The following is a 22,188-nucleotide window of genomic DNA, read 5'->3' on the forward strand; positions in this document are numbered from 1 at the left end:
ATGAAAAACATAATAATAGGAACAGCAGGGCATATAGATCATGGAAAAACAACTCTTATAAAAGCATTGACAGGAAGAGAAACAGATACACTAGAAGAAGAAAAAAGAAGAGGTATATCAATAAATTTAGGATTTACATATTTTGATTTGCCAGGTGGTAAAAGAGCTGGAATAGTTGATGTACCAGGACATGAAAAGTTTATAAAAAATATGCTTGCTGGAGCATCTGGAATTGATATAGTTTTATTAGTTGTAGCTGCGGATGAAGGGGTTATGCCTCAAACAGTGGAGCATTTAGATATACTTAGTTTTTTAAATATAAAAAATGGAATAATAGTTTTGACAAAATCAGATTTAGTAGATGATGATTTCAAAGAACTTGTAAAAGAAGATATAAAAGAAAAAGTAAAGTCTACGTTTTTAGAAAATGTAAAAATAATAGAAGTTGATTCAGTAAGTAAAAATGGAATAGATACTTTAATAAATGAAGTAGAAAGATTAAGCGAAACAATTGAAGGTAAAAATGAAAATGCACCAGCTAGGCTTAATATAGATAGGATATTTTCTGTTAAAGGATTTGGAACAGTTGTAACGGGTACATTGTTAGAAGGAAAAATAGATGTAGATGATGATTTAGTTATATACCCTAAAAATATAAAAACAAAAATAAGAAGTATACAAGTTCACGGGGAAAGTGTAAAAACAGCCTTTGCTGGACAAAGAACGGCTATAAATATATCAAATATTAAGGTTGATGAAGTTGAAAGAGGAGATATACTAGCAGCTCAAAACTCTATGCAGGAATCTATGATGCTCGATGTTAAGCTGACATTAGTAAAGCATTCAAAAAGAAAATTAGAACATTGGGATAGACTTAGAATTTATCACGGAACAAGGGAAATATTGTGTAGAGCAGTTCCCTTAGACAAAGAAGCCTTAGATTCAGGAGAAACTGGATATGTCCAACTGAGACTAGAAGAAGGTATAGTTGCGAAAAAAGGTGATATGTTTGTAGTTAGATATTATTCACCACTTGAAACTATTGGTGGAGGATTAATATTAGATCCTAATCCAAGAAAACATAAAAGGTTTGATGAAAATATAATAAGCTCTCTTGAAATGAAGGAAAAAGGAGACTTAAGTGAAATAATAGAAGAACATATACAGAAAAACTCTAAAAATTATCCAAATTTAAAAGATATAATGACATACACTGGTGAAAATGAAAAAGATATAAGATTATCACTAGATAAGTTAATTAAAGATGAAAAACTAGTATCTATAAGTAATATATATATGCACAAGAATCACTATGAAAGTTTAAAGAAAAATACAGTCAATCTATTACAAGATTATCATAATAGATATCCTTTAAGAAAAGGTATTTTAAAAGAAGAAGTAAGATCTAAAATTGAAAGTAAATTTAAATCTAAAGATTTTGATATTCTTTTGGGAATGTTTGAAAATGATAATATAATTAAATTAAAAGAAAATATAATAGCATTATATGATTTTGAAATAGTTCTTACAGAGTCTCAAAAGAAAATAAAAAAAGAATTAGAATCAAAACTTGTACAATCTGGATTTACCCCTCCATCAATAGTAGATATTACTAAAGATGATGCTAAGTACAAAGAAGTATTAGCAATTTTAATTGGAGATAGCATAGTTAAATTAGATGATGATACGTTTATATCAAAAGAATACTATAATAAAGCTAAAGATATAGTTATAAACTATATACAAGAAAATGGTGAAATGACATTAGCAGATTTTAGAGATATATCAGGTTCTAGTAGAAAGTATTCAATGATTATATTAGAAGATTTTGATAGAAATAAAATAACTAAAAGAGTAGAAAACAAAAGAGTTCTTTATTAGAACTCTTTTTTGGTGGGAAATTTAAAAACATGTTGACGAAATATAGTATAATATATAGTGTGATGTGAATTTATGTAACAGGAGGAACGATATTGGAATATTATATATATTTTTTTTCTCAATGTGCTTATATAACTTTAGCACTAGCTATAGGTGTTATAGTTTTTAATACTCATAACTTTAACAAAGATAATTTTTCGGTGTTCTTAGGTACGGCATTTGCGGTTGGAGGAGTCGTAGAAGGAATTTACATATTATCTTCTATGGAACTTATAAGTAATTTACACGCACAAGTATCTATGCCATTGTTTATAGTTGCAAGAGCGTTACCTACAATAGGATTGATTTTCAGTTTTATATATATAAAAGATAATAAAAGAAATTGGGTTAGGGATATTATTGTAATTATATTATTAATAAGTATAGTATCTATATTCATAAATAATATAATTTTGAATTTAGAATATAAAACTAAAACTGATATTAATTTATATTTCTTAGCAAATATAATTTTGTTAATGTTAGATTATATTGCTTATGTTAGATTCAAAAAACATAAGTACTATTTTGATAGTGATGAATATAAAAATTTGAAAAACTCTATATTTATAGTAGTTTTATCTAAAGTAGTAATGTTGATTCCAAGAGAAGACTTAGTTTCTACAATAGTTATTACTAGTGATATTTTAAGGATATTAGCAATTTATTATATGTATAGATTCATTGTATATCTAAACTTAAAAAAGCCATATGAAAAATTAAGCGAAATAAATAATGAACTTACACTAAACACAAATAAACTTAAAGATAATAATGAAAAATTATTAGATGAGAATATAAAAATACAATATCTAAAAGAATCACTTACTTCGAAAGAATCCAGATTAACACAGACACTAGAAGCTGCTGTAAATGGTGTTTTGACTTTAGATAAAAATAAAAATATTATGTATAAAAATAGAAGATTTAAAGAGATATTTAATTTAAATGAAAATATAAAAGAAAAGTATATATGGGATAACGCTAAAGTATACATATCAAACTATCAAAATTTTAGTGAAAATATTGATAATGTATTAGAAGAAGGGAAATTAAAAGTAGATACAACTTACTTTAATAATGAAAAAGTATATAAAACAATATTTGCACCACTTATTATAAATTCAAAACAAGAAGGAATTGTATGTATATTTATAGATGAAACTAAAAAACAAGAGTTTGAAAATGAAATATTAGAAGCAAATGAACGTTATGAGAATTTCTTAGAAAGTATAGGAGATGGAATAGCTCTTTTAGATGATAAGAAGGTTGTTTATGCAAATAAAGCTTGTAAAAATATATTTAAAAATGAAATATATAATATTGATTTCGAAATTACTCAAGAAGATATAGAAAAAGAACATAGTTTTATTATAGATAATAAACAAATATATGTTCAAATTAGTTTTTCTAGCTTTATTTTTGAAAATAAAAAAAGAATTATAGCTGTTATAAGAGATATCACAGACCGTAAGGTAACTCAACTAAAGCTAGAAGATAGTGAAAAATCCCATAAAACCCTTATTGATATATTACCTGATGGAATATGTTTGATAGACAGTAAATTTAAAATAAATTATATAAATAAATCAATGCTACAAATGTTAAAATTAGATTCTCATAAAGATGCAAATAACAAAAATATAAGAGAATTTATAAAAATAAATCTTGAAGATGAAGAAATATTTTATCAAAAATTACTTGAAGTGTTTTCAAAAAATAAATCTGTACTTTTATTAGAGCATAAACTTATAACTTCAGACAAAAAAGAAGTACAAGTGGAGTTAAGTGCACTTCCTTTTGAAATAGACAATAACAAGCTAATTATGATTATGATAAAAGATTTAACTCATAAAAAAACATCTGAAAAGGTAGAAAAAGAGTTAATTCAAAGGGCAAAAACAGATAGGGTAAAAACAGAGTTTTTTGCAAATATGTCTCATGAACTAAAAACGCCTTTAAATGTTATATATAGTTCTAACCAATTGTTAGAGGCATTTTATAAAAGTGAAAAATTAGAGGATTATAATGACAATATAAAACAACATATAGGTTTAGTAAAACAAAATACCTACAGGCTTCAAAGGCTTATTAATAATATAATAGATTTAACCAAAATGGAAGGTGGGTTTTATAAGATAAGCTTAAACAATCACAATATTATCAGCGTTGTAGAAGATTTATTTATGGCTATAGAAGAATACGCAAAAATAAAAAATATAAATCTAATATTTGATACTGAAAGTGAAGAAAAAATAATGGCAATTGATAAAAATGAAATAGAGAGAATAATTTTAAATTTATTATCAAATTGTTTTAAGTTTACACCTAATGGTGGGAGTATATATGTTGATATATATGATAAGGAAAGTGAAGTTATAATATCAGTAAAAGATACAGGGATGGGTATTCCTAAAGACAAATTGGATGTAATATTCGATGAATTTGAGCAAGCGGACAAAACATTATCTAGAAATGCAGAAGGTAGTGGAATAGGTCTTGCTATAGTAAAAAACTTAGTAGAACTTCATAATGGAACTATAAATGTTGTAAGTGAAGTAGGCGTAGGTACAGAGTTTATAATAAGTTTACCTGTTTTAGTGTTAGATGATTGTGCCGAAAACTTACATTTTGAAATAAATAGTAATGATATAATAGAGAAAATAAAGGTTGAATTCTCAGATGTATACTATTATTAAAATTTTAGTGGGGTAATATTATGATAGATAAGTTAGAAGTGTTGGGAGAAACTAAAAAAAATAATATATTAAGTATTATACTGTATCTAGGTATACTTTTAGCTATATCTGTTTTAGGTTATATAAACTATGATGTTTATCATACTTTGATTACAGTAATAAAAAGCTGTGTAAGTTTTCTCGTATCTATAATAACCTTAAATTCATATTATGGTAAACAAAATAACTACATGAGTTTCATAGGAATCGGATTTATATATGCAAACTTATTTAATATAATTCATGCATTAACTATAAATATGGATTTATACTTTATGGAAACAAATATGTTAACTATATATATAGAGATAATTTCATTTGTACTAGCTATAAAGTTTATTAATAAAGAAAATATAAACTTTAAAAAAATATATTGGCTTTATTCATTGATATTTGCTGTAAGTTTTTTTATAGTTCTTAAGTATATAAATATTATTAATTTTAATAAAAATATTTATATATTATATCTTCCGCATTTAATTATAAGTTTACTATTAGTTATTTATGCTTTAAAACTTCTAAAATCAAACAAAAAATTTATCCAAAGTGATATATATAATTATACAGGAACTGCGATTTTACTTATGGGAGGATATATAACACTAACTATTATATATAACTTTACAATATATAACACTTTAAGTATGACCATAGTTAGACACAACTTGCTTATAATATATAGCTACTATATATACAAAACTATAGTTAAAGACAGGTTAGTAGAACCTTATTATAGTCTTATAGCAGCAAATAATGATTTAAATAATAAATCGAGTTTATTAGAAAATACTAATGTTTTACTTGAACGAATAAATAATATACAAAATAATATGAAAGAAAACTTAGTTCAAAGAGAAGGACTGCTAACTACAATACTAAATGCAACTATAAATGCTTGGATAGTATTTGATGATGAAAATGAAGTAGATGATTTAAATAAAAATGCTGAAGTTTTCTTTGGACAAAGAGATAAGTTAAAAGAAAATATAAAAAATATATTTAAAGACTATGAAAATTTTGAATCAAATATTAACAAGGTCCATATTAATAAGGGAATTTTAGATGAAGAAATATATTGTAATGATGGTAGGATATTTAGGTGTATTTATGCTAACATTGACTCAAATGATAAGTCTCAAAGGTGTATGTGCATATTTATTGATATAACTACTGAAAAAGGAATAGAGCAAGAAATAATAGATATGAATAATTCATATGAGAGTTTAATAGAGAATATACACGCCCCAGTTCTTATAAGAGATGAAGAACAGGTTGTAGATGTTAACGATGCTTTTGTTAATTTATTTGATCTATCTATGGAAACTTTAGTAGATAGTGAGAACGATTCAAATCCAATAGATAATCTAATATATCCAGAAGATAAGCATATATACGATGATATAATTTCTGCAAATAAATCGGCTACATCTAATTTAGAACTTTATAATAATGGAATAGCAAAATATAGAGTTTACGATGGAAATAATAATGTTAGGTGGATAGAAACTTATACTACTATATATTATGAAAAAGGAAAAAAACATCAAATAGTAACTTATAAAGATGTTACTGAATTTGAAAATACTCAAGAAAAGTTAGAAAAATCTGAGAAGATATATAAAAGATTACTAGATAACGTTCCAGAGGGTATATATTTACAAGATTTACAAACAAATGAATTTATATATATGAATAAAAAATTAAGAGATATGTTTAGTGTAGATAGATCATTAAAAGAAGATGAATTAGGCATTTATGGAAAAGATCATCTATTTGTTCATCCAAAGTATCAGGATACTGTAAATGAAAGAGTAAAAAAAGTAGAAAATCAAGAAGTAGCTCCTTTTACAAAAATAAAATTGTTAGATAAATACAACAAATCATTAGATGTTGAAATTGCTAGTATTCCATTTGTTGCTAAAGATAAAATATTGAAATTAACTATAATAAGAGACTTAAGAGAAATAAAAAAGGCTGAATCTATGAAGAAAAAGCTGACTAAGAGAATACAATACGACCAAACTAAGATGGAGTTTTTCGCAAATATATCCCATGAATTAAAAACCCCTCTTAATCTTATGTTTAGTTCAAATCAATTAATTGAAATGCTATATAAAAATAATAAAATAAAAGATTATAATAATATAATTAAAAGACATATAAAGCTTACAAAACAAAATAGTTATAGATTACTTAGACTTATAAGTAATATAATAGATGTAACTAAAATGGAATCTGGTTTTTATAAAGTAAATTTAGAAAATCATAATTTAGTAGACATAGTAGAAGATATAACACTATCAGTAAGTACCTATGCTAGCAATAAAGGAATAGAAATTGTATTTGATACAGATACTGAAGAAAAAATCATGGCAGTAGATACAAATATATTAGAAAGAGTAATACTAAATCTTTTATCAAATGCTATTAAATTTACAAACCCTGGTGGAGAGATATATGTAAATATATTTGATAATGAAGATACAGTACAAATTGAAGTAAAGGATACTGGAATAGGAATACCAAAGGATAAACTAGATATTATATTTGAGAGATTTGGACAAGTAGATAAAAATATGTTTAGAAACGCTGAAGGAAGCGGTATAGGACTATCATTAGTGAAATCCCTAGTTGATTTACACGAAGGTAAGATATATGTAGATAGCCAGTTAGAAATGGGAACTACATTTAAAATTGTTTTCCCAGTAAACGTTATAGAAAATGATAATAAATATGAATTTGTAAATAATCACAATTTAAATGTAGAAAGAATACATGTTGAATTCTCTGATATTTATACTAATGATTAGCATAGGTAAATCCTATGCTTTTTTTATTTGTCTAACAAAATACGACAAAATAATTGATAAACTTATGATAACCTATATTTGATGATAAAAATCGCTGCGCTCATATCGCCAAAAAATTCACTACTCTAATAATTGGGGGACAAAAAATGGAGTATATAGAAATTGAAGAAAAAATAAAACAAAGAAAAAAGATTAATATAAATTTATACTTTGTGATTTTAACTATAATATTTTTAATATCTGTATTTTATAACAATACAGCTTACTATTACATAACGATACAATCAATATACATAATAATGAGTTTGGCGATGTTTGTAATAGTAGCTAATACATATAAATTTAGCAACGATAAATTTTCTGCAATATTATCAATAGGATTTCTAATATCAGGGATAATGGAAGGTATGTATACTTTTACTTATATAGATCCTATTAAAAATATTAATAATAATGCTGATATAAGCACCCTTTTTGTAGCAATTAGTAGGCTAATTCCTGCATTTACATTTTATTATAGTTTTAAATTTCTAAATAAAAAAGATTATAGGTTAAGATATGCTATTTTAAATTTGATCTTACTTATAATAATATTAAGCACAATATCTGTATACCTATATTTAAATTACTTTTTTGATGAAAGTATACTTACAACTATAAAATCTGTAGCATCCATTTTAATTTTAGTATCTATTTTACTGTATAGAAAAACTTTCATTAATAAAGATGCAGTTAGTGAAAATGTTTATAGAAATCTAAACTACAGTATATTTACATTATTTTTGTACTCAACGCTGACACTTTTATCTACAGGTTGGTATTTACCTATAATGATATCTATTTTATTAAAGGGCTTATACATATACTACATATATAAATTAATAATAAGTGTTAGTATCACAAACCCATATAAAAAGATAAAAGAAATAAATACTGAGTTAATAGATAAAACTTACAAACTTAAGAAAAATAACGAAATATTATTAAACGAGAATATAACTATACAACAACTTCAAGTAGACTTGACTAAAAAAGAATCAAAGTTAAATTCTATGTTAAATTCATCTATTAATGGGATTATAGCTTTTGATAAAAATAAAAAAGTTATATATATAAATGATAGTTTTAAAAATGTAATTAACATTAATGAAGAAGGTGAATTATTAGATTTAATAAAAAAATATATTATTAATTATTTAGAATTTGAGAAAAATATAGAAAGTATAAATACATCCATAGATATAAAAACAAATATATTATATACAAAAGATAACCAAATATATAAATGTATATATGCACCTTTAACTGTAGATTCAAAAAAAGAAGGTATTGTGTGCATATGGATAAATATAACTAAGGGAAAAGAGTTTGAAAAAAACATAGTAGAAGCTAATGAAAGACACGAAAGTTTCCTACAAAACATAGGGGATGGGATAGCTGTTCTAGAGGAAGGCAAAGTAGTTTATGCAAATGATTCATGTAAAAAGATATTTAAAGATGAATTGCACAATATAAAGTTTGAAGATATAGATGATGATGAAAAGGAATATGAATTCAAAATAGACTCTAAAGATACATATGTACAAATCAGTTTTTCTAATTTTTATGAAGATAACATAAAAAAAACAATAGCTATTATTAGGGATATAACAAATCGTAAGCTTGCTCAAATAAAATTACAAAATAGTAAAAGATCTTATAATTCTTTAATAAATATATTGCCGGATGGTATATGTTTATTAGATAAAAATTTATCTATACAATATGTTAATAAATCAATGTGCAATATGTTGGAAATAGATTACCATAAAAAAGTTATAGGTAAAGATATAAAAACATTTTTAAAAGTAAATTTTGAAGATAATGATATATTTGATGAAAAGTTAAAAGATGTATTTACAAAAAAGCATCCTGTACTTCTTTTAGAACATGAAATTATATCAACAAAGGGCAATAATATTTATGTTGAGTTAATTGCACTTCCATTTGATGTAGATAACCAAAAACATATAATGCTTATAGTAAAGGACTTAACTTATAAGAAAAACTCGGAAGAGGCAGAACTTGAGTTAATGGAAAGAATGAAAGTAGATAAGGTAAAAACTGAATTCTTTGCAAATATGTCTCATGAATTAAAAACGCCACTTAATGTTATATATAGTTGCAATCAACTATTGGAGTCTTTCTATGAAAGTAATAAGATACACGATTATAACGACAATATAAAAAATCATATAGAGCTTGTAAGACAAAACTCATATAGATTAAATAGGCTTATAAATAATATAATAGATTTAACTAAAATGGAGTCTGGATTTTATAAAATAAAAACTAAAAATAGAGATATAGTTAGCTTAATAGAAGATTTGTTTATGGCTGTAGATAAATATGCAAAAAGAAAAGATATAACTCTTATATTTGATACTGATATAGAAGAAAAAATAATAGCAATAGACAAAGGTCAAATAGAAAGAATTATTTTAAACCTACTTTCTAACTGTTTCAAATTTACCGACAACGGTGGGAATATATATATAAATATATATGATAAAAATAATTATATTGAAATATCTATAAGGGATACAGGAATGGGAATACCCAAAGATAAATTAGACTTTATATTTGAAGAGTTTGGACAAGTAGATAAAACTTTATCAAGAAATGCTGAAGGTAGCGGTATAGGCCTTTCAATAGTAAAGCACTTACTAAACCTTCACAATGGTCATATAAAGGTAAATAGTGAAATAGGTATAGGAACAGAGTTTATTATAGGTCTACCAGTCAATGTATTAGATGACAGTAGTTATGATGATTTTGAAATTGAAGGTAATAATATAGATGAAAAAATAAAAATAGAGTTTTCAGATGTTTATTATTAAATAAAGGAGTTCCACGTGAACTCCTTATTTAATTTAAAGCAATTAATGATATAATATTTATATATATATTTAAGGAGGAACTTATGAAAAGAAACGACATTATTTTAGTATTAATTATCTTAATATCTGTGGGAGCTTATTTTGGTATAACTAAATATAACGAAAGTAAAGAAGGAGCGCTAAAAGCAGAAATATATGTAAATAAAGAATTATATAAAACAGTATCTTTAAATAAAGAACAAACTATAAAAATAGACCAAGATGGAAAGATAAATGTAATACATGTACATGATGGTGGAGTTGAAATAGAAGATGCAAATTGCCCAGATGATGTATGTGTTAAAACAGGATTTGTAAATACTAGTTCTAGAGGTATTGTATGCATTCCACATAAGGTACAAGTTAAAATAGTTGGAGGAGATAAAGAGGATATAGATATAATGTCAAATTAAATAAGTAGGTGATAATAATGGTTGACTTTGAAAATGAATGGACGGTTTTATTAAAAGATGAATTTGAAAAAGACTATTATAAAAAACTAATGGGATTTCTAGAAGAAGAATACTCTAGTAAAACAATATATCCAAATAAAGATGATATATTTAGTGCTTTAAAGTTAACATCTTATAATGATGTGAAGGTAGTTATTTTAGGTCAAGATCCTTATCATGGACCAAACCAAGCACATGGATTGTCTTTTTCTGTAAAACCTGAAGTGAATATTCCACCGTCATTACTTAATATATACAAAGAATTAAATGATGATTTAGAATGTTTTATACCAAACAATGGATATTTAATAGATTGGGCTAAACAAGGAGTGCTTCTTTTAAATACGGTTTTAACTGTTAGAGAAGGAAATGCAAATTCTCACAGAAAAAAAGGATGGGAAATATTTACGGATAAAGTAATAGAATTGTTAAATTATAGAAATGATCCTATAGTGTTTTTATTATGGGGCAAAAATGCACAGGAAAAATCTAATATAATAATTAATAAAAATCATTATATATTAGAGGCACCTCATCCAAGTCCTCTTTCTGCAAGAAAGGGATTTTTTGGATGTAAACACTTTTCAAAGAGTAATAATATATTGAAAAGTTTAGACAAAAAAGTTATAGATTGGCAAATAAAAAATATATAGCAGGCAAATGTGTATACCTACTGAAAATACTAGGTATGCACATTTTTTATTTTTTGTCAATTTGACAATGCTTCCATATTTGGTTACAATTTAGTTACACATTATTTAAAATTTGCTATAGGAAAGGAGTAACTCATGAAAAAACAAAAACTTAGGTTATTCATGATAACTTTGACAGTATTAGCATTATCATTTATAACTGTAGGGGCATATACAACTTTAAATAAAAAGTTAGTATTAGTAGTAGACGGTAACAATGAAGAAATAAGTACTTTTAAATCAGATGTTAAAGAACTTTTAATAGAACAAGGTGTAAAAGTAAACTCACAGGATATAGTTAGTGTAGGATTAGATTCTAAACTAGAAGATGATATGACTATAAAAATAACTAGAGTTAAAGAATCAAAAATAACAGAAGCGCAAAGCATACCCTATGAAATTAAAATAGAAAAAGATAATGAACTTAGTAAAGGAAAAACTGTAATTGAACAAGAAGGAAAAGAAGGTAAAAGAGAGTTCCTTTATAAGTTAGTTTATCATGACGGTAAAGAAGTAGATAAACAACTTTTAAAAGAATACATATCAATGGATCCTGTTGATAGAATTGTAAAAGAAGGAACGAAAGAAAAAAAGGTAGTACAAGTAGTGTCTAGAGGTAATGTTAGTAGAAGTTCATCTAGAGTTAATGCTACAACTGTAGCTAAAACTACAGAATCAGAGTATTCAAAAGAAATGAGTGTTACTGCTACTGCTTATACAGGTGGTGGAACAACATCTACAGGAACAAAAGCAAGATGGGGAGTTATAGCAGTAGACCCTAATGTAATACCTTATGGTACAAGGGTTTACATTCCAAAGCTTAAACAAACATTCGTTGCACAAGATACAGGTAGTGCTATAAAAGGAAATAAAATAGATATATATATGGACAGTAAATCTCAGGCAATAAACTGGGGAAGAAAAAATATAACTTTATATATCCTAAAATAAATTTACAATAAAAGCCACAATTTTGTGGCTTTTATTGTGAAAAAAACTTGAAAAATATCTTATAATATGGTAATATTATTCTTGTAATAAAAATATCATATGGGGGTGGATGGGTGCCGGTGTGCCCTCTGGTCTTCAACACCAGTATGAGGGGTTAATAGCCTCTTAGGTGGGTTCGATTCCCACGCACTCCCGCCATTTTAAAAAGGACTTCTAAATATAGAAGTCCTTTTTTGAGCGTAGCGAATTTTATTGTTTTATTTCTGTTTTTTCTATTAACTCAAACTTTTGAGTGTCATTATTCCAAACATATAATTCCTTTTGCATATTATTCTTTGTTTCTTTGAGTTCATAGTTCTTAGGCATGCTCTTAGATTTACCTTCATAAGTTACATAAGAAGTAATTGCCATTATTTTAGGTATAGTTTCATCTAAATAGTCTATTGATGAATTTTCTGTATATCTTACCCATGTTGATTTGACATTATCATCATTATCTTCCATAGACATCTTTTTATATGTTTTATCTAAAAATATGGATTTTTTAAACACCGATAAAAAATTGTTATTTGTATTTAAAAATACTTCTATAAATTCATTTTTTATAGGATCAGTTATTTCTTCGTCAATTAATTGTTCTACTACCAAAAAATCTTTGTAAAAATATATATTCTGGATAGGAGACAAATTTGTTATTTTTGATTTATATATATATTTATCTTCGCTTTGTTTTTCGTACAATGCAATTAATGAAGTTTTTTTGGGTAAACTTAAAATAAATGCTGTTGAACTATTTTTATCATTGGCTATGTGTTTGTATTCTTTTAACTCTATATAGTCTATATATTTAACCCAGTCTTTTTCATTAGTATCTTGTAAAATTTTAGCTATTAGATTATAATTATCTTCGTTATAATTATATGATTCAATATAACTTTCATTTAAATTAGTTAAAATAGGAAGGTTATATATAAACAAAGCTATAAATATACAGAAATTTATAATCAACAAATTGGTTATAATATTTATAAGTTTTCTCAAATTTATCACCCTTAAAAATAAATTATATTTTATATATATTCGTTAGACATAAAATAAATAACTTAAGAGATGGAGTGATTATATGGAAAAGAGTTTTAGAACTAGAACTGGCCTTATAATAGGAGAAGATGGATTAGAAATATTAAAAAACTCTAAAGTAGCAGTATTTGGAGTTGGTGGAGTTGGAAGTTTTACAGCAGAAGCTCTAGCTCGTGCAGGTGTAGGGAATTTAACATTAATAGACTTCGATACTGTAGATATAACTAATATTAATAGACAAATACCAGCTCTTCATTCAACAATAGGAAAAGCTAAAGTTGATATTATGAAAGATAGAATACTAGATATAAATCCAGATATAAATATAACTATATATAAGGAATTATATAACGCAGAAACTAGTGAAATGATATTAAGTGGTGGTTATGATTATGTTATAGATGCAATAGACATGGTAACATCTAAAATACACCTAATAGAAGCTTGTATTAAAAAAGATATAAGAATAATATGCTCTATGGGAATGGGTAATAAATTAGACCCTACAAAAATAGAAGTTGCAGATATTCACAAAACTCATACTTGTCCATTGGCTAAAGTTATGAGAAAAGAATTAAGAGATAGAAGAGTAAAGAAGTTAAAGGTAGTTTATTCAACAGAACAACCTTATGAACTTAAAGAAAAAATAATGAATGGTAGAAAAGTTACTCCGGGAAGTATATCATTTGTCCCTTCAGTTAGCGGACTAACTTTAGCATCAGTAGTTGTAAGAGAATTGCTTGGAATAGAAACTTCATAAGAAGTATATATTTTCTACACAATAACTTCATAAAAAAACATTATATTAATATTAAAGAGGCTGCTAAAGTTCATGTGTTACAGGAGACATAAAACTCCTCTCTCTTTAAATCCCAATTAATATCTTCTAAAAAGGCCGTTGATTTCAACGGTCTTTTTAAATACCTAAGTTGGAGATTTGTAAGTGTATATAGTATAGCCATCAGAGTAAAATACTAAATTTCCTTGTTTATCTGTTCTATATACAGGAATATCATATTTAATAAGGTTGTCCAGAGTTTCTTGGCTTGGATGATTATATTTATTTTTGTATCCGCAGGATATTACTGCCACATCAGGAGATGTGTTTTTTAAGAAAATATCACTAGTTGATGTTTTGCTTCCATGATGACCTACTTTTAAAAAATCTACATCTTCTAGATTATAATCACTTATAATATCGGTTTCATTTTTATATTCAGCATCTCCTGTAAACAAAAAGTCTTTGTTTTCATAAGATAAATTTAATACAATTGAATTTAAATTGGTATCACCGTATGAAGTAGAAGGGCTTAGTATGTCTATAAAAACACTGGATCCTAAACTAAAATTCATTCCTTTAGAAGCATTAATAATATCTATATTCTCTTTATTACAGGCATTAATAACATCAGCATAATGGGTTGTATTGTGTTTTTTATTGGGCATATACATTTTATCTATATCAAAACTATAAAGTATATCATCTAATCCACCAATGTGGTCACTATCTGGGTGAGTAGCTATAACAACATGGAGTTTAGAAATTTTATGTTTTTTAAGATATCTCTTAACTATTTTTCCGCTATTTTCATCTCCAGAATCTATTAGCATATTTTTATTATCTGGAGTTTGTACAAGTATACTGTCTCCTTGACCAACATCTATTATATGTATTAAAACTTCATTTGAATGTTTGTTACAACCAGTTAAAAACAAAAAAACAAAAGCTAGTAAAAAAATTTTTTTCATTGAAATACTCCTATATTTTAACAATAAATGCATGTTTAGAGGAACATAATTAGGGTACTATAAATATAAAGATAAAAACACTATTATTATTTCCTAACATTTGTAAAATATTACAATTATTATATAAAAAGTTATGGATATTGAGATTATCAATATATAGTGATATAATGATATCCATAGGAGGTAAATTATGAATTTTAAAGAAATAGACATCAATTCGAAAAAGATATTAGACCCTTTTTTTGAGAAAGTAAGTCATGAAGCTTGCGAATACTGCTTTACAACTTTGTTTATGTGGCAACATATGTATAAAACTTATTATCTTGTTGAAGAGGATTTTGCCATTGTAGTAGGAGAATATGGAGGAAATAAATTTACAGTTATACCTCTAGCTTCTAAGGAAAATCTTCCAAAGGCATTTGAATTTATATTAAATTACTTTAAAGAACACGATATGAAATTCAATTTAAGAGCTGTAACAGAAGAAGTTGTAGAATTTTTAAAAGAAACATACCCTAATAAATATAAGTATATAGAAGAAAGAGATTATTTTGACTATGTTTACTTAGGTGAAGATTTGAGAACATTAGGTGGAAGAAAAAATCAAAAGAAAAGAAACCACATAAACGCATTTAAAAAAGAATATGAAGGAAGATATGAATACAAAGCTTTAGAAGAAGAAAATTTAGATGAATGCATACAGGTTTTAAGAAAATGGAACGAAGATAAAGAAGAACATGATATTGTAGAAGAAGGAATGGATGAAGAATTTATAGCTATCAAAAAAATATTTAATAACTATAGTGAACTTAAAAGTACCATGAAAATAGGTGGTATATATATAGATGGACAATTAGAAGCTTTCACATTTGGAGAATACTTAAATCCAAATATGGCTGTTATACATGTTGAAAAAGCAAATCCAAGTATAAGAGGGCTATATCCAATTATAAATCAATTATTTTTACAAAATGAATTCCCTGATGTAGAATTTGTTAATAGAGAAGAAGACATGGGAATAGAAGGACTTAGAAAGGCTAAGCTATCATATCATCCTTACAAGTTTGCAGAAAAGTATACAGTACTGGAGGATTAGTATGAACATTAGATATGCAAAAGATGATGATTTAGGTGATATAAAAGATATATGGAGATACTGCTTTAGAGATGAAGAGGGATTTTTTAATTATTATTTTGACAATAAATATAAACCTTATAATACTATAGTAGTGGAAGATGAAGAAGAAATAACATCTTCTCTTCAGCTAAATCAATATAAAATAAGTCTTAATAATGTTGTATACGATACATCTTATGTAGTAGGAGTATCTACTTTTCCTGAGGGAAGAGGCAAAGGATATATGAAAAATCTTATGTCATATACCTTAAATGAACTTTATAAGAAAAATCAATTAGTATCTATATTAATGCCTATAGACTATAGGTTGTATAGAAGTTATGGATATGAACATTGTTATGATCAAATTGAATACAACGTAGATATAAACGACTTTAGAACTTTTAAAATTAATGGAAATTTTAAAAAAGTAAATGAAAGTCATATAAAATATCTATTAGATATATATAGTGAATTTATGAGTAACAACAATGGATATACAAAAAGAGATGAATTATATTATAGAGATATATTCAAAGAAGTAGAAAGTGAAAATGGATATATCTATACTCACGTTGATGAAAATGGCCAATACATGGGATATATAATGTATTTTATAAATAATGAAAATATGTTTGTAAGAGAGTTATTTTATAAAGATATGAATTCTCTAAAATCTATTTTGAAGTTTTTATATAATCACAACACACAAACTAAAAAAGTAGTTATTAATACTCCAGTTAACGATAAAATAAGATATATACTTCCAAATTTAAAAAACACTGAACTTAAAATAAAGCCATTTATGATGGGAAGAGTTATAAATTTTAAAAAGTATATGGAGTCTATTAAAAAAGATTACGATAAAAACTTATCTATAACTATAAAAGTCATAGACGATTTTATAGATGAAAACAACAAGGTATTTAACTTAGTTATTGATAAAAATATAAAAGTGTATGAAAGTGATGGTAGTTACGATGTTGTTATAGATATAAACACATTGAGTCAACTTGTATTTTCTTATATAGATGTAGATGAAGCTTTATTTATGGAATTAATAGAAATAAAATCTTCAAATAAATCTGAAGTTATAGATACTCTAAAATGTATATTTAATAAAAAAATAAATTATATAAATGAATATGTATAGTTAAAAAATACAAATTGTATGGGTACAATTCAAGTTGTTAAGCTTAACACCCCTTGATATAATAAAGTTATAATTATTATATCAAGGGGTGGTTTTTATGAATAATAAAACGCATAAAATGGTGCTAAATGCTCTTATGATAGCTTTAGTATGTGTTGGAACTATGATTATACAAATACCTGTTCCATCTACAAATGGATATGTAAATATAGGAGATGGAATTATTTTTATTACAGCTATAGTATTTGGCCCAATACCAGGAATGATAGCAGGTGGAATAGGCTCATCTCTAGCAGATGTATTAAGTGGATATTCTCAATGGGCTATATTTACACTTATAATAAAAGGATTAGAGGGTTATGTAGTAGGGGTTATAGTTAGAAAAAACATAACAAAGGCAAAAAGCATAATGGCTTCAATAATAGGGTCTATAATAATGATAAGTGGGTATTATGTAGCAGGAGGAATACTTGAAGGTAGCTTTATAGTTTCTCTTCATTCAATTCCAGGAAACGTTATACAGGCAGTAGCAAGTATATTAATAGGTGTACCACTTGCACTTTCATTAAATAAAATTCCATATTTTAAAAAAACATCTAGAGCCTAATAAGCTCTAGATTTTCTTTTTTTTGACAATAATAAATATATTATACAAAAGAAAGGAAATAGTTATGAGAAGACCTCTATTAATTATATTTATATTAAGTTTATTTATTGGTTTTATATATACTAACAAAGATGATAAAAATGAATATAGTTATAACAATAAATATGTTAGTATAAGTGGAATATCAAAGGATATTAAGAAAAAGGAAAGATACAATGAATACATAATAGGAGATTTTATAGTAAGAGATTTTAAAAATGAAAATATTCCCATAGGATATAAGGTAGATATTAAAGGAAAGTTACAGGAATTAGAAAATCTTAAAATAGATGAATTTGACTACGGTAGATATTTAAAAAGCAATGGATATAAAGGCATTATAGTATTAGATAGTTATAAAGTATATGAAAAGGATTACTTATATTATTATTCATCTAAATTTAGAAGCTATTTAATAAATGAATTTAGGAATATATATAAAGATCATTCACCACTTATAATTGCTATTAATTTAGGGGTTAAGGATGAATTAGATGATTATACTATAGATTTATTTAGTAAAACAGGAACAGCTCATATAATGGCTTTATCGGGGTTAAATATAGGTATTATATGTGCAGTTATAGGTTTTATTATAAGAAACATAAATAGATTTTATAAACTCATAATATTAGTATGTATATTGTCATTTTACAGTTTTATGGTTGGATTTGGACCGTCAATTGTAAGGGCTTGCGTGTTTGCAGTATTACTTTATAGTTCTATATTTTTACAAAGATGTTATGATGGTATAAGTTCTCTTTCAATAATAGGAACATGGCTTATTATTTTAAATCCATATGTAATATATAATGCTAGTTTCCAGTTATCTTTTTTAGCAACTCTTTCAATTATATATTTTTATAACTATATAAATACCTATATAAAATTTCCATTGATATCTTTGACTATTGCTGCTAATATACTTACATTGCCTATAGTGTATTATAGCTTTAAGAATATATCATTAGTTTCAATAGTATGTAATTTATTGGTTGTACCTTGTATAAGCATAATAATGATATTATCAATATTGAGTATTATAACTTTTAATATAAATATATTTGTTACTGATATTATAGTTTATATAAATAAATTTATAATTGATTATATATATTTTGTGTTGGATTACTTTTACAATTTAAATTATAGTTTTATAGAATTTAAAGAAAGTAGTTTTAAAATAGTGGTTATATATTATATAATTGTATTTACCTATATGATATACAAAGAATTGACGATTATAAAGGAGCAAAAAAATGGAGTACAAGGATATAGTTAGAAATATTAAAGAAGGTAGTTTTAAAAATGTATATTTGTTTTATGGAAGAGAATTTTATTTATTAGAAAATATAACGAAGGTTTTTAAAGAAAGTTTAAATGAATCTATGTTAGATTTTAATTTAAGTGCACTAGATGGAAGAGAAATTATGTTAGACCAACTCATAAGCAGTATAGAGACTCTTCCTTTTATGGATGATAGAAAAATAGTATTAGTTAAGGACTTTGAACTGTTAAGAGGAAAAAGAAAGAATTTTTCAGAAGAAGATGAAAAAAACTTAACAGATTATATACATAATATACCAGATACATCTACACTTGTATTTATAGTTTATGGAGACGTAGATAAAAGAAAAGGTTTAATAAAGAAAATATCAAAAGAAGGTATAGTTTTTAACTGCGATAAATTAAATGATATAGAACTTTTTAAATGGGTTAAAAATAAGTTTAAGAAAAAGGAAGTTGTTATATCAGATTCTGAAGTTATGTATTTCATAGAAAAGGAAGACTATAGGTCGAAAAATAGTGACAAAACATTATCTGATTTAGAAAATGAAATAAACAAAATAGTATCATTTACAGGAAAAGAAAAAGTCGTAACTAAAGATACAATAGATAAGCTATCTCAAAGAAAAGTAGAAAATGATATATTTAAACTTATAGATGCTATAGGAAGTAAAAATTCATCTTATGCACTAAAAATATTAGATGATATGATATTAGAAGGTGAATCTGTCCTTGGGATATTTGCTATGATATCTAGACAATTTAAAATTGTTATGCAATCAACATATTTGCAAAATAAGGGATACTCTTCAAAATTAATAGCAGAAAAAATAAATGTTCACCCATTTGCTGTAACAAAGGCTCTAAAACAGTCTAATAACTTTAGTGATGATACAATATTATCTTTATTAAATGACATATTAGAAAGTGATTATAAGATTAAAAATGGACTTATAAAAGATACATTAGCAATAGAAATAATAGTAAGTAAATACTGTTCTTAAAGTTAGGAATTATATTCCTAACTTTTTTTGAGCAACAGACCTGTTTCTCAAGGTCGTTGGCGACATGAGCAAAGCGAATTTTGAGCACCAAAAAACCCTTAGTACATACTAAGGGCTGATATCTATTGGGGAATATAGACACATTTATTAAATAAGTAATTAAGCGTTTATGCTGTTTAATTTCTTAGCTAATTTAGCAACTTTTCTAGACGCTGCATTTTTGTGTAAAGTACCTTTAGAAGCTACTTGGAATATTTTCTTTTGAGCTGATTGGAATCTTACTAAAGCTTCTTCTTTATTACCAGCAACTATAGCTTCTTCAAATCTTCTTATAGCTGTTTTAACTTGAGATTTTCTCGCTCTATTTAAAGCAGTTTTCTTTTCGATAACTTTTATTCTTTTCTTAGCTGATTTTATATTTGCCAACACGTTCACCCCCTCATGCTCATTTTTTATTGTTACTCATAAGTCAACATATTAGATTTTATCAGATATAAATCTAAAAATCAAGTTAATTATTATCGACTTTGATTATCGGTTTGTATTTGACCTTAAAAATTATAACCTAAAATATAGTTTTTTACAACACATAAATTAGTTTTTCTAAAATTTTTAAAAATATTTACTGTTTTGTTATAAAATAATAAATTTTGTCAACAATGATAAGTATGGTTTATGTATATGTTTTTTAGGAGGGAAATTATTATGAGAAATATAAGAACAGATTTAGCTCTAGAAGCTAGAGAAATGTATAGTGAAGAAAATAGAAAAGATATTGAAATTCCTGGTGTTAAGGTAGATAAAAAAGAACTTGAAGACTGTATAATAACTAAAGTTGAAATATTAAATGAACAAGGCTCTAATGCTATGGGTAAAGAAAAGGGTGTATATATAACTATAGAAACTAAACTTATGAAATATGATGATGATGAATCAAGGGAACAAGTAACTCAATTTGTAACTACAGAATTACAAGGAGTACTTGGAAATGATAAAACAAAAAAGACTTTGGTAATAGGCCTTGGAAACTGGAATATAACATCAGATGCACTTGGACCTAGAACAGTGTCTAAAACATTAGTAACAAGACACATATTTAAAAACTACAACAAAGATTATGACGATGATTTTACTGAGGTTGCAGCATTAAGCCCTGGGGTTATGGGAATCACAGGTATAGAAACTAGTGAAACAGTAAAATCACTAGTAGATATGTTAAAACCAGATAGAGTTATAGCAATAGATGCATTAGCTTCAAGAAAAATGGAAAGAGTTAATTCTACTATACAAATATCAACAGCAGGCATAGCACCTGGAGCAGGAATAGGTAATAAACGAAAGTCTCTTAATGAGGAATATTTAGGGGTTCCAGTTATAGCAATAGGAGTTCCTACAGTTGTAGATGCAGCAACTCTTACATCAGATATTCTAGATATAGCTATAGATAGTTTAATGAGCCAATCTGAAGCTGGAGGTAGTTTTTACAACATGTTAAAAGAGTTACAAGAAGATGAAAAATATCATTTGATTAAAGATGCACTAGATCCTTATGATCAAAATGTTGTAGTAACACCTAAGGATATAGATGAAACTATAGAAAATTTAGCTGTAATAATAAGTGAAGGTCTAAATAGATCTCTACATCCAGGACGATTAAATTAGATAAGGAGT

At 25.7% G+C, this 22,188-nt stretch carries 17 protein-coding genes and 1 tRNA gene; 15 read left to right on the forward strand and 3 right to left on the reverse strand.

Annotated features, from left to right (window positions below; translation table 11 throughout):
- From selB to BS62_RS05435, 8 genes are all read left to right on the forward strand, one after another.
- On the forward strand, window positions 1-1,881 hold the full coding sequence (gene selB, locus BS62_RS05400; RefSeq protein ID WP_496490230.1) for a selenocysteine-specific translation elongation factor: 1,881 nt from the start codon (window positions 1-3) through the stop codon (window positions 1,879-1,881).
- A gap of 92 nt (window positions 1,882-1,973) precedes the next feature.
- Window positions 1,974-4,619 (forward strand): ATP-binding protein, encoded by a 2,646-nt coding sequence (locus tag BS62_RS05405; RefSeq protein WP_496490231.1) that lies wholly within the window; start codon window positions 1,974-1,976, stop codon window positions 4,617-4,619.
- A gap of 20 nt (window positions 4,620-4,639) precedes the next feature.
- Entirely contained in the window at window positions 4,640-7,468 is a 2,829-nt protein-coding gene (locus BS62_RS05410; RefSeq protein WP_496490232.1) for an ATP-binding protein, read from the forward strand.
- Window positions 7,469-7,614: 146 nt separating this feature from the next.
- A complete protein-coding gene (locus tag BS62_RS05415; RefSeq protein ID WP_496490233.1) occupies window positions 7,615-10,347 on the forward strand; it encodes an ATP-binding protein in 2,733 nt (910 codons plus the stop codon).
- Window positions 10,348-10,430: 83 nt separating this feature from the next.
- Window positions 10,431-10,799 carry a NusG domain II-containing protein gene (locus BS62_RS05420; RefSeq protein WP_496490234.1) on the forward strand — a complete coding sequence of 123 codons (369 nt, stop codon included), beginning with the start codon at window positions 10,431-10,433 and terminating at the stop codon, window positions 10,797-10,799.
- Window positions 10,800-10,816: 17 nt separating this feature from the next.
- Complete coding sequence (locus BS62_RS05425) at window positions 10,817-11,491, forward strand: uracil-DNA glycosylase (RefSeq protein WP_496490235.1); 675 nt, start codon at window positions 10,817-10,819, stop codon at window positions 11,489-11,491.
- A 135-nt stretch (window positions 11,492-11,626) separates the two neighbouring features.
- Window positions 11,627-12,481, forward strand: a complete 855-nt coding sequence (locus BS62_RS05430; protein ID WP_496490236.1) for a resuscitation-promoting factor — start codon at window positions 11,627-11,629, stop codon at window positions 12,479-12,481.
- A 101-nt stretch (window positions 12,482-12,582) separates the two neighbouring features.
- A tRNA-Sec gene (locus BS62_RS05435) sits at window positions 12,583-12,679 on the forward strand.
- A 51-nt stretch (window positions 12,680-12,730) separates the two neighbouring features.
- On the opposite strand, the gene BS62_RS05440 is transcribed toward BS62_RS05435, so the two are convergent.
- A complete protein-coding gene (locus tag BS62_RS05440) occupies window positions 12,731-13,522 on the reverse strand; it encodes a hypothetical protein (protein ID WP_496490237.1) in 792 nt (263 codons plus the stop codon).
- 82 nt (window positions 13,523-13,604) lie between these two features.
- Between BS62_RS05440 and BS62_RS05445 the strand changes: the two genes are divergently transcribed.
- Window positions 13,605-14,321 carry a tRNA threonylcarbamoyladenosine dehydratase gene (locus BS62_RS05445; protein WP_496490238.1) on the forward strand — a complete coding sequence of 239 codons (717 nt, stop codon included), beginning with the start codon at window positions 13,605-13,607 and terminating at the stop codon, window positions 14,319-14,321.
- A gap of 164 nt (window positions 14,322-14,485) precedes the next feature.
- On the opposite strand, the gene BS62_RS05450 is transcribed toward BS62_RS05445, so the two are convergent.
- Window positions 14,486-15,310, reverse strand: coding sequence for a ComEC/Rec2 family competence protein (locus BS62_RS05450; RefSeq protein ID WP_496490239.1), 825 nt, complete (start codon window positions 15,308-15,310; stop codon window positions 14,486-14,488).
- 190 nt (window positions 15,311-15,500) lie between these two features.
- Here BS62_RS05450 and BS62_RS05455 point away from each other — a divergent pair, with 190 nt between their 5' ends.
- The 5 genes from BS62_RS05455 to holA all read left to right on the forward strand — a co-directional run bounded on the left by BS62_RS05455 (window position 15,501) and on the right by holA (window position 20,517).
- Window positions 15,501-16,406 carry a DUF2156 domain-containing protein gene (locus BS62_RS05455; protein WP_496490240.1) on the forward strand — a complete coding sequence of 302 codons (906 nt, stop codon included), beginning with the start codon at window positions 15,501-15,503 and terminating at the stop codon, window positions 16,404-16,406.
- 1 nt (window position 16,407) lies between these two features.
- Window positions 16,408-17,580, forward strand: a complete 1,173-nt coding sequence (locus BS62_RS05460) for a GNAT family N-acetyltransferase (protein WP_496490241.1) — start codon at window positions 16,408-16,410, stop codon at window positions 17,578-17,580.
- A 97-nt stretch (window positions 17,581-17,677) separates the two neighbouring features.
- The gene (locus tag BS62_RS05465; RefSeq protein ID WP_496490242.1) at window positions 17,678-18,187 is read left to right on the forward strand and encodes an ECF transporter S component; all 510 of its coding nucleotides are present in this window, start codon (window positions 17,678-17,680) and stop codon (window positions 18,185-18,187) included.
- A 64-nt stretch (window positions 18,188-18,251) separates the two neighbouring features.
- Window positions 18,252-19,508 carry a ComEC/Rec2 family competence protein gene (locus tag BS62_RS05470; protein WP_496490243.1) on the forward strand — a complete coding sequence of 419 codons (1,257 nt, stop codon included), beginning with the start codon at window positions 18,252-18,254 and terminating at the stop codon, window positions 19,506-19,508.
- A complete protein-coding gene (gene holA, locus BS62_RS05475; RefSeq protein ID WP_496490244.1) occupies window positions 19,486-20,517 on the forward strand; it encodes a DNA polymerase III subunit delta in 1,032 nt (343 codons plus the stop codon). The genes BS62_RS05470 and holA overlap by 23 nt, the downstream gene beginning before the upstream one ends.
- Before the next feature lie 159 nt (window positions 20,518-20,676).
- Here holA and rpsT read toward each other — a convergent pair whose 3' ends face one another.
- Entirely contained in the window at window positions 20,677-20,943 is a 267-nt protein-coding gene (gene rpsT, locus BS62_RS05480; RefSeq protein WP_496490245.1) for a 30S ribosomal protein S20, read from the reverse strand.
- Between the two features lie 279 nt (window positions 20,944-21,222).
- Between rpsT and gpr the strand changes: the two genes are divergently transcribed.
- Complete coding sequence (gene gpr / locus BS62_RS05485; protein ID WP_496490246.1) at window positions 21,223-22,179, forward strand: GPR endopeptidase; 957 nt, start codon at window positions 21,223-21,225, stop codon at window positions 22,177-22,179.
- Window positions 22,180-22,188 lie beyond the last annotated feature (9 nt).

This window comes from Sporacetigenium mesophilum DSM 16796 (assembly GCF_059569055.1).